Genomic DNA, 9,637 nt, shown 5'->3' on the forward strand with positions numbered 1-9,637 from the left:
CTCTTTTTACAATAATCCGAACAGACCGTAATATGCTACTGGCCTGCTATAGCCATAAACACATATCTTATCGCATTCGGACTATTATAAGAAAGGCTATAACTGTGGAAACTGACAGTAGCAGTAATAAGACTGAAAAACAAACAAAACCAACAGAAGCTGAACAAGAAACTGTTATGGCAAGTGTGATAGAAAATATGGATAAAAATTCTGATATTGAAGCAGAAACTTCTAACAGTGTTGCAAATTCACAACATCCCTTAAAAATAAAGACAGGAAGTCCTCTTGAAGTGGGAAAGTATAAGGTGGAGCTGCAAGTAACATATAATGATGTAAAGAATTTTTATGATACCATACGTGGTAAATATCACGCTGGCGATGGATATAACTACGAACAAGTAATGGTTTTATATAATGAAATTGTTAGGCCCGCTCACAATCATCATTACGAGCTGTTTACTCTTGATGAAGCACATGTTGCTAATGATCACCTGTTTATCAAGGGTCAGGATTTTGGAACTCTAAATGATTTTAATGAGGCATTCTATAAAAGTGATGAGTTAATTGATTGCTTATCAAGTATAGACATCAGCTCGCCCCATTCTCTTTTACCAATATTACTTTCTTCTCTAGTAACGTTTTCCCCTTTAATTAATTTGCGAATTATTTCTAGACCAGTTCTTGAAATACAGGCTGATTCTAGGCAATATTCAACAAAGGCATTGTAGGCCAGTGGAACCCATTTTTTTATTATATCCAGCATAACTTCTGCATAAACTCTGATTTCATATTGGGAATGCTTATCAGCTCTAAGCTTCAAAAAATGAAGGAGATTATGCAGATCTATTTTCCAATAAAATTGCGTGTAGTAATTAAGCATTAGGTTAGTTCTGGCAATTTCTCTTGCAAGCCCCTGCCCAATAAATTTTTCATAATGAGAATATACTAAATTAGAGTCATTTGTTAGAGAATCTATTATTTCCTTTGAGGTATCTGGATCAAAAGCTTCCCCGCTACCTTGTTTATTATTGTCAGATTGTTTTGCAACTTGTTCTGGTTTAGGTGTATAAAATTCATTATCAAGTATTGAATACCTTGCTGAATATTCATTCACATTTGCAGTTCTATGCCTTATCCATTGCCTTGCAACAAAAATTGGAAGTTTCACGTGAAACTTAATTTCACACATTTCAAATGGAGTTGTATGATGATGTCTCATTAAATACTTTATAAGTGCTTCATCCTGACTTGTCTGTTTTGTTCCCTTGCCATAAGAAACACGAGCAGCTTGAACTATAGCGCTATCAGAGCCCATATAATCCACTACTCGAATAAATCCATGGTCTAATACCTTATGTTCTTCATATAAGATTGCATCTATTTCTTTTACTATAGTTCGTTTGGTTGCTTCATTCATAAAATATCCTCAAGACGAAATGGAGATATCAGCTCCACATGAATTGAGTTTTTCATGCATTGCTTCATATCCTCTCCATAAATGATGTGAATTGTTTATTATAGTTTCTCCACCGGCTACCAAAGAAGCAAGCACCAAAGCTGCTGTTGATCTTAAGTCAGTAGCATATAGATTAGCTCCAGATAAGCTTTTTATTCCACTTATAGTAGCTTTGCCTTTCTCGATGCTGATATTAGCACCTAACTTTCTCAATTCATCTGCATGTGTAAATCTGTTTTCAAAAATGTTCTCTTCAATTACTGATATCCCATCAGCGATGCACATTGCAGACATCAGTTGTGGTTGCATATCACTGGGAAAATTGGGGTATGGATCTGTCGCAACGTTAGCAGACTTAATAGAGCCATTTTTTCTGGAAATAACAATGCCTCCATCATACAGTTCAACCATAGCTCCTATAGTCTCCAACTCATTTGTAACACACCTTATATCAGATAGATTTATTCCTTCCAACTCCAACTTACCACCGGTTATTATAGCAGCTAGTGCATAGGTGCCTGCTTCTATGCGATCTGGTATTATTTTATGAACACATCCATTTAGTGCTTCAACTCCTGTTATTATGACCTTTGTATTATCAATTTCAATATCAGCACCCATTTTCTTCAGAAAATCTATTAAATCAAGAACTTCCGGCTCAGTTGCAGCATTGTTTATTGTTGTCACTCCTTCTGCAAATGTTGCTGCCATTATTACATTTTCTGTTGCGCCAACACTTATTTTCTCAAATGTGATTTCTTTTCCTTGTAGCTTTCCTTTCACTGTTGCAATTATATTATAGCCGTCAATTTCAATTTTAGCTCCCATTTCTTCTAATGCTTTAATATGCATATCAACGGGACGCTTTCCAATGTTGCATCCACCAGGAAATGCTGTTCTCGCTTTGCCAAATCTGCTAAGCATTGGACCCAATATTAGAAAAGAAGTTCTTAGCTTACTTGCGGTTTTATATGGCATCACGTGATTGTTGATATTGCTGCAGTCAATTTTCAAAGTATGGTTCGCTTTATAATTTTTATTGTGCATAAAGTTCACTTCTGCTCCAAGACTTTCAAGCAACTTAGACATTAGATGCACATCAATTAAATCAGGTACATTATGCAAAATTACCGGGGAGCTACTTAATAGACTTGCTGCCATTATTGGTAAAACAGCATTTTTTGAGCCATTAATCTTGATTTTTCCGACCAAAGGTTTGTAGTTATTTCTTATTAATATCTTGTGCATTTAATTAGATATAAAGTATAATTCATTAGTTTATTGAAGTCTTACTAAGTATAATAGATTGACCGTAAAAGGCAAAATTTGCTTTTTCTTCCTCATCATCCCAGTGTCATGCTACCTGCATGATACCTGATGCGAATTGCCCCCGAAATTTTATACTATGAATTACTCAAATGACGCTCTCGAGCTTGATCAAACCAAATAACACCAATTGCAACAATGAAATAACCAGCTGCTCCTAATGTAAGGCGAATTACTGCATCGAAAGTTGACAGAGGAGGAGACGGCATTAGAATGCTCAAAACACTATACACAAGATTATTTGTTGCATGAGCAATAGTTACTGGCCAAATCGAGTTGTCTTTTTCAAACAACCAGGTAAACATTATAGACATTGCACAAATATAAAGGGTATAAGCACAAATAGTCGGGAATGTAAAGCCATCCTTCCACAAAGCTGAGCCAGCAACCACATAAGTTGGTATGTGCCATACTGACCAAATAATACCGACAATAATTGCTCTTATATAAAAATTTGATATTTTGCTTTTAAGATTTTTCAAAAGATAGCCACGCCAACCGATCTCTTCACCAAGAGACATAACGATCCACATCACAAAGGTTGATAATAAAACAAATAACATCACTAATGGACTCAAAACTGCACTCAAATCCTTTACACGGTCTAACGTAAAAGACTCTCGGAAAAATGAAAAACCGCAGTAAATTGACAAAAGACCATTGGAAATTAGCATACTTACCAGAATAAGTATAAACCCTAATAGACAGTTTTTTGGCGAACTAAGTTTAAAAAGATCCCTTACCTTCTGCTTATTATCAATGGTTAGCAAAATTGCAACTGAAGCCGGAACAAATGTTGTTAATAATGTTATGTCTTTGAAAGGTAAGCACCAAGCTATAATGCACGTCAAAAAATATGTAATTACAACAAATAATGTACAATTAATAGTGGTTAAATTCATGCATACGCCTATCAATTCCTTTTCTGCATTATTGATCTTTATTCATAAATTGTCAATAAAATACTTCTTCAGGGATGAATAGAATATTTTTTCTTTTTGAATTGCTATTGATAGTTGAATTTTTATATGTTTTCCCTTTCACAACCGTTTGTCATCCCAGTGTCATGTGCTGGGATGACAGTAGGAGAGCTGCTTGCATGACCAGAGGAAGACACTGGGGTGACATCAACTAAACTTGTCCAAATATGAGCGATGCATTAGTGCCACCAAAACCAAACGAATTAGATAGTGCATATTGAATTTTATGCTCCTGAGCTTTAAACGGTACAAAATTTAAATCACATCCTTCTGAAGGCTTGTGAAAATTTAAGGTTGGCGGAATAATTCCATTATTTAACGCAAGAATACTGAATATTGCTTCAACGCTCCCTGCAGCACCAAGTAAATGTCCTATAGAAGATTTAGTTGAAGAAAGAGGTATTTTATAAACGTAGTCACCAAATAACTGTTTCATCGCTATTACTTCAATTTTATCTCCAAGTGAAGTTGAAGTTCCATGTGCATTGATATACCCTACTTGATTGGGATTAATTTGCGCGCTCTTTAAAGCAAGCTGCATTGCCTTAAATGCGCCTCTTCCTTCTGGATGTGGTGCTGTAATGTGGTGCGCATCTCCTGTGAGTCCGTACCCAACCAGTTCAGCATGTATTTTTGCCCCCCTTTTTTTTTCATGTTCGTATTCTTCCAACACTAATATACCTGCTCCTTCACCCATAACAAAACCATCGCGTTCTGCATCCCATGGTATTGAAGCTTCTTTGGGTTTATCATTGAATTTAGTTGATAACGCTTTCATAGATGCAAAACCTGCAATTCCAACTCTACACAGTGCACTTTCTGCTCCACCTGCAATCATAACATCTGCTTCACCAAGTTTTATAGTTCTTGCTGAGTTTATGATTGCATGCGCACCTGTTGCACATGCGGTTACTGCTGAATCGTTTGGACCTGTAAATTCGTATTTAATAGAAATATGGCCAGATATCAAATTTATTAGACTTGCAGGGACAAAAAATGGACTGACACGTCTGGGCCCTTTTTCCTGCATGGTAATAACATTTTCTTGAATTGACGGAAGACCACCTATACCAGAGCCAATAGTCACACCAACACGTTCCCGATTGATATTTTGGCTTTCCAAAATTAATGAATCATCTACTGCCTGAATAGCTGCTGCAATACCGTAATGGATAAAACGATCTGTCCTTTTTGAGTCTTTCTCAGAAATATAATCTAGTGGATTGAAATGGTGCTCAATGTTGTCTGATTGCAACGGCACCTGCCCTGCAATTTTGCAAGCAAGATCAGAAGAGTCAAATCTATCCGTATTGATTGCTTTTATGCCAGACTCACTTTTTATTAGCCTTGACCAAGTGTTGTCAACATCTGCCGCTAGTGGAGTGATTAAACCAACACCAGTGACTACTACTCTTCTGCCCATTTAACACTAACTATTAGCCTTTTTTATTATTAATGTAGTCAACTATTTGCTCCATAGTTTCCATTTTTTGTGCGTCTTCATCTGGAATTTCTATTCCAAACTCTTCTTCTGCTGCCATGATGATTTCAACTGCATCTAAGCTGTCTGTACCATGCTCCGAAAGCTTTGAAGAGCTGTTGAATTTCTCTACATCCTTACTAATATGCTCTAGTATAATCTTTTTCACTTTCTCTTCTATGTCTTCTCTAGTGCTCTTTGCTAGTTCGCTATTCACATTTCTTACCAAAAAAATAACCTATTTCTTTGATGTTATAAAAAATTTTTATGTTTGCAATATCTTTTATAACTGGTAAACTACAGTAAAGTTTTCTACTGCCCTAGCTGGCTAGCGTTGCGTGCTAAACAATTAACAATTCAAAAATGCTAGACGAAACAACAAAAAATTTGCTTATTGTAGAAGTAAATAAACTCTTACCCGAAAATAGCGAGAATAAGCTTATATCAGCTATGCGTTATATACTCCTTGCTCCTGCAAAACATATACGCTCCTTTTTAGTCGTAGCTTCATCGCGAGTGTTTAACGCGGAAGCTAAAAAAGTAATATCAGTTGCTGCAGCAATTGAATTTGTTCATGCTTACTCTCTAATTCACGATGATTTACCATGCATGGACAACAGTGATACCCGCAGAAGCCAGCTAAGCTGCCATAAAAAATTTGATGAATCAACAGCAGTGCTTGCCGGAGATGCACTACTTACTCTGGCTTTTGAGGTATTATCTTCGTTAAATGAGAAACGCTGTGAGATCATAAAAGTTCTTTCTCAGGCAATAGGAATTAGGGGAATGGTGGGAGGACAGGCTTTAGATATTAACAGTGAGCATATAGATTTTAGCCCCCAACCCTCTGTCATTCAAGTAGCGGACACTGGGATCCAGAAGGCTTTGCCTACAAGCATTTCGTGCAAAAAGCCATGCGATAGTGGAGCTGAACATGAAATGGATTCCAGTGTCAGCTACTTGCATGACACCCTTTCTACCTTAAAACTACAACATTCGTACGGCTGCATGTATGACGCTGGAATAACGTCGGGCCAAGCTGATAAAATAAAAGAAATTCATTTGATGAAAACCGCAAAACTATTTGCAGCTTCATGTGAAATAGGTGCTATAATAGGGGATGCTACAGACAAGCAACGTAAAGCGTTATATAACTATGGAATAAATCTAGGGCTTATCTTTCAAGCTAAGGATGATATTGAAGACTACGAACAAGATAAAACAAATAACCTAATGTCTGTGCTTGGTAAAAGTGAAGTAGAGGACTATATAGACGGCCTCTTTAAACAAGGCTTGGATAATTTGAGTGCGCTTTCAGGGGATACTAATTATTTATATGATTTATTGAATCAAGTAAAGAAAGATGGTTAGAAAAATTATATTACAAATGCTTATTTCCGTAGTAACGATTCTCACTTTAACTTCTACTTTTGTGTTTACTATTGTCTATATAAGCAAAGGTAAACCGGAAAAAAAGGACAAGCTTTATGAGATAAATGCCACGCATGGTGGTCTGATACAGACGATAGCATATTACCTAGTGAAGCCAATACTTGAATCAGCGCTTGACCGCTATATTGAAAAGCATGGGCTGACAGAATATTTAGAAGAAATGACACAGCAAAAAGAAGAAGATTCAATAAATTTTTATGAAATTACTGAAGGCAGTGGCAGCAAGGCTTTTTGTGGCCTGGAAGTCCTATTGCAAATATATAAAATTTCTAATAATAACTTAGCAACACTCCCTAGCAAAGTTTCTGATGTTACTTTGAAAATAGGTCAAGATAACCTAAAAGAAGTGAGTTTAGGGGTAATAGGTATGAAAGAAGGCGGAGAGCGTGTAGTTACTATTGCCAATGATAACAAAATGAATTTTAATTCTTATTACGTCAAACTGATCGAAATAAAGGATAAATATCCCGACTCGGTAAATAATCTGATGGTTTTTAATGACTTAATTAACAAGACTGGAAAACAAGTAAGGTGCGGTGATGAGATATCGGTTAAATATAGCGTAAAGGAGCATAATGGAGAATATATAGCCAAAGATCAAACAGTGCAATTTAGGGTTGGCGATAAAAAAATACCACTTGCTATAGAGCTTGGAGTTGTGGGAATGAGAGCTGGTAATAAAAGAACTATTCTTTCTCCGCCTGACCTTTTGACTATTACTGACGATATGTTAATAAAAGACATAGATTATGATGAAGAAAATATCTCAATAATTGACTTAAGCTTAGATGTTAAGCAAGAGGTCGCAGCACACCATTCTACTGTTGAAAAACAGCCTAAAGAATATAGCTGAAATTTTAGGTCTACTGGCTGACCTTCTGAACACTTTCTATACTACTTAAAGTAGGCTTTTCGTTTTTCCTAAAGTATAAACTTAGATAAATCAAGCTGCTTCGAAATTGACTCAAGTTTATCTTTTACATACTCGCTGTCTATAATGAATTTTTCGCTATTTTTCTCAGAAGCAATGAAACTTATCTCATCTAAAAGCTTCTCCATAACAGTGTGAAGCCTTCTTGCGCCTATATTTTCCACTTGCCTATTAACTGTAAACGCTATTTCAGCTATGGTTTTTATACCATCATCAGTGAACTCAAGTGTCACATTTTCTGTTTTCATTAAAGCTATGTACTGCTTTAACAAACTAGATTCTGGTTCCTTTAATATTCTTATTAAATCTTCTTGAGTAAGTGCCTTAAGTTCTACCCTGATCGGTAATCTGCCCTGCAATTCCGGTAAGAGGTCAGATGGTTTAGACTGATGAAAAGCACCAGATGCAATAAATAATATATAGTCTGTTTTTACATGGCCATACTTAGTTGTAACAGTTGTTCCTTCAAGTAATGGTAGCAGATCGCGTTGCACTCCTTCTCTGTTTACTTCACCTTTTACTTCTGTACGCGCTGCAATTTTGTCTATTTCATCCAAGAATACTATACCGTCATTACTAACAAGATCAATAGCTTCTTTGATTATCTTATCTTCATCCATTAGCCCTTCACTTTCTTCATTAATTAATATTTCACGCGCTTCTTTTACCTTCACCGTAATAGTTTTTGTTTTTTTGCTCCCGTTAAACATCTTGCCCATTATTTCTGTTACATTCATCACACCAACTTGCCCACCTGGCATACCTGGTATATCGAAAGTAGGTAACATACTCTTGCTCTCTCTGACGTTAATAGAAACTTCTCCGTCCTCAAACTCTTTATTCCTCAACCTTTCTCTAAAAATTTTTTTACTCTCTTCGGTTGCATTTTCGCCTACCATAGAGTTTACTATTGTTTTCTCAGCTAAAATTAAAGCCTTTTTAGCTAAGGCTTTACGGGCTTTCTCTTTAACTAAAACTATTGCTGCATCAACTAAATCGCGTATTATCGAATCAACGTCACGTCCAACGTACCCTATTTCAGTAAACTTCGTTGCCTCAATTTTTATGAACGGTGCACCGGCAAGTTTTGCTAAGCGACGAGCTATTTCAGTTTTACCAACCCCTGTATGACCGATCATCAATATATTCTTAGGTATGATTTCATCACGCAATGGAAATGGAACCTGATTGCGACGCCAACGATTTCTGAGCGCAATAGCAACAGCACGCTTTGCATCATCCCGTCCGATTATGAATCTGTCCAATTCTTTAACTATCTTCTGTGGTGGCAGGTCATCTAACAAAACTTGAGTGCTGTCATTAACTTGAACATCGCTGTCATTTGAATCAAAACCACTCTTAGTATCTTTATAGAGGTTATCTTTTTCATCGTAGGTGTCACTACTACAAGACCGCCCTTCTGAAAGGGTTATGGGCTGATTGGAAAAATTGGTGCATAAAGTTTTTTGCTTGGAAGACATATCACTCCTCTATCTTTTCAATAACTACATTATGATTTGTATAAACACATATATCGGCAGGTACCTTCATAGCCTTTTTCGCAATTTCCTCTATTGATATTCCTTTAATATCAATTAAAGCTCTTGCTGCAGATAGAGCAAAATTTCCCCCAGAGCCAATAGCGGCGATTCCATCTTCAGGTTCCCGTAATTACTAATGAAATAGATTTATCTGCAACGATCATCATAGCCTCTAATTTCCTCAGATATTTATCCATTCTACAGTCTTTTGCAAGTTCAACACATGCTCTCATTAATTGCCCTGGGTGCTTATCAAGTTTAGATTCTAGTCTTTCAAAGAGAGTAAATGCATCAGCTGCTGCTCCAGCAAACCCAGCAATTACAGAATCACCAGAAAGACGCCTAACTTTTTTTGCTCCGGATTTTATAACAGTGTGGCCCAATGAAACTTGTCCGTCACCTATTACCTACAGGTTGTAGGTAAGCAAAATGCCAACTGCTTTAACAGCAGAATATAGCCCATCATCAAAA

9 protein-coding genes and 2 pseudogenes are annotated in these 9,637 nt (G+C 36.5%); 4 read left to right on the plus strand and 7 right to left on the minus strand.

Annotated elements, in window-relative coordinates; translation table 11 throughout:
- Positions 1-566 (plus strand): annotated as a pseudogene (locus tag WGMM_RS07305) (hypothetical protein); the annotation flags it as partial.
- Here WGMM_RS07305 and thyX read toward each other — a convergent pair.
- The 3 genes from thyX to WGMM_RS06435 form a co-directional block, all read right to left on the minus strand.
- Positions 545-1,417: an FAD-dependent thymidylate synthase gene (thyX, locus tag WGMM_RS01125; RefSeq protein WP_038248772.1), complete on the minus strand. Its 873-nt coding sequence runs from the start codon at positions 1,415-1,417 to the stop codon at positions 545-547. The pseudogene WGMM_RS07305 and the gene thyX overlap by 22 nt on opposite strands.
- 9 nt (positions 1,418-1,426) lie before the next feature.
- Positions 1,427-2,704: a UDP-N-acetylglucosamine 1-carboxyvinyltransferase gene (gene murA / locus WGMM_RS01130; RefSeq protein ID WP_038248775.1), complete on the minus strand. Its 1,278-nt coding sequence runs from the start codon at positions 2,702-2,704 to the stop codon at positions 1,427-1,429.
- A gap of 155 nt (positions 2,705-2,859) precedes the next feature.
- Entirely contained in the window at positions 2,860-3,633 is a 774-nt protein-coding gene (locus tag WGMM_RS06435; protein ID WP_458694878.1) for a CPBP family intramembrane glutamic endopeptidase, read from the minus strand.
- On the opposite strand from WGMM_RS06435, the gene WGMM_RS06440 reads away from it, so the two are divergent.
- Entirely contained in the window at positions 3,542-3,766 is a 225-nt protein-coding gene (locus WGMM_RS06440) for a hypothetical protein (protein WP_010082031.1), read from the plus strand. The two genes, WGMM_RS06435 and WGMM_RS06440, sit on opposite strands and share 92 nt — an antisense overlap.
- Positions 3,767-3,913: 147 nt before the next feature.
- Here WGMM_RS06440 and fabF read toward each other — a convergent pair whose 3' ends face one another.
- Positions 3,914-5,185 carry a beta-ketoacyl-ACP synthase II gene (gene fabF, locus WGMM_RS01140; protein WP_038248780.1) on the minus strand — a complete coding sequence of 424 codons (1,272 nt, stop codon included), beginning with the start codon at positions 5,183-5,185 and terminating at the stop codon, positions 3,914-3,916.
- Between the two features lie 13 nt (positions 5,186-5,198).
- A complete protein-coding gene (acpP, locus tag WGMM_RS01145; RefSeq protein WP_038248799.1) occupies positions 5,199-5,459 on the minus strand; it encodes an acyl carrier protein in 261 nt (86 codons plus the stop codon).
- 146 nt (positions 5,460-5,605) lie between these two features.
- On the opposite strand from acpP, the gene WGMM_RS01150 reads away from it, so the two are divergent.
- A complete protein-coding gene (locus tag WGMM_RS01150) occupies positions 5,606-6,613 on the plus strand; it encodes a polyprenyl synthetase family protein (protein ID WP_038248783.1) in 1,008 nt (335 codons plus the stop codon).
- Positions 6,606-7,547, plus strand: coding sequence for an FKBP-type peptidyl-prolyl cis-trans isomerase (locus WGMM_RS01155; protein ID WP_038248786.1), 942 nt, complete (start codon positions 6,606-6,608; stop codon positions 7,545-7,547). Before WGMM_RS01150 ends, WGMM_RS01155 begins: the two co-directional genes overlap by 8 nt.
- A 68-nt stretch (positions 7,548-7,615) precedes the next feature.
- On the opposite strand, the gene hslU is transcribed toward WGMM_RS01155, so the two are convergent.
- The gene (gene hslU / locus WGMM_RS01160) at positions 7,616-9,106 is read right to left on the minus strand and encodes an ATP-dependent protease ATPase subunit HslU (protein ID WP_038248790.1); all 1,491 of its coding nucleotides are present in this window, start codon (positions 9,104-9,106) and stop codon (positions 7,616-7,618) included.
- 1 nt (position 9,107) lies between these two features.
- Positions 9,108-9,570: pseudogene (gene hslV / locus WGMM_RS01165) on the minus strand (ATP-dependent protease subunit HslV).
- Positions 9,571-9,637: the final 67 nt, after the last annotated feature.

The organism is Wolbachia endosymbiont of Glossina morsitans morsitans, from assembly GCF_000689175.1.
Taxonomy (GTDB): Bacteria; Pseudomonadota; Alphaproteobacteria; order Rickettsiales; family Anaplasmataceae; genus Wolbachia; species Wolbachia pipientis.